The 657-nt window shown below is 67.1% G+C and carries 1 protein-coding gene; it reads right to left on the reverse strand.

Features of this window, described 5'->3' with window-relative positions; genetic code table 11:
* Nucleotides 1–576 (reverse strand): DUF4185 domain-containing protein (locus AC1DYG_RS18750; RefSeq protein WP_477641381.1); only part of this gene is annotated, 576 nt, incomplete at its 3' end.
* Between the last annotated feature and the right edge of the window lie 81 nt (nt 577–657).

Here is a 657-nt window from a genome sequence, read left to right on the forward strand (position 1 = left end):
GGTCGTGAACTCGCCGGGAATCGCGAAGCCGGGGATGATCTCCTTCGAGTGGTTCGGCGCGTCCAGCGGCGAGCTGTCGATCCGCATGCCGTCGGCCAGGTTCGTGTCGGCGCTGCGGAAGAGCACGTTGCTGCGCCAGTCGTCACCCTCGGAGCCGCACTCGCCGACTGTGTCGCCGAACGCGACCAGTGTGTCGTGGTCCGCGCCAGGCAAGCCGTTGTCCCACATGATGCCGAGATCCGTGCCGGAGACGTTGAACCTGTTGATGGTGTCGTTCGGGCTGCCGGGGCCGGTGACCATCTCGATCGCCTTGGTGCGGCCGGTCAACTGCGGCAGCGCCCCGTCCGGCGAACCGGTGATCCACGGCAGGACCTTGCCCAACGAACCGGTGGCGCTACCGGAACTGCCGGAGCTGTTCCCACCCTGCCCGCAGGGTCCACCTTCCGCGGCGGTGGCCGGCGGGGCCATCACCACGGACAGCGACACCGTCACCGCGGCGGCCGACACGACTGCTGACCATGATCGTCTCACTGAGCGCACAGGCAATTTCCCTTCCGGCGTATGCAAGTCCGGCACGGGACAAATGGCCCGATTCCGACGATTCGACGCCACAGCAGACCACGAACAGCTCACAGTTGCTGGGCGACAGCCGTGCGT

The organism is Pedococcus sp. P1_H8 (assembly GCF_056405175.1).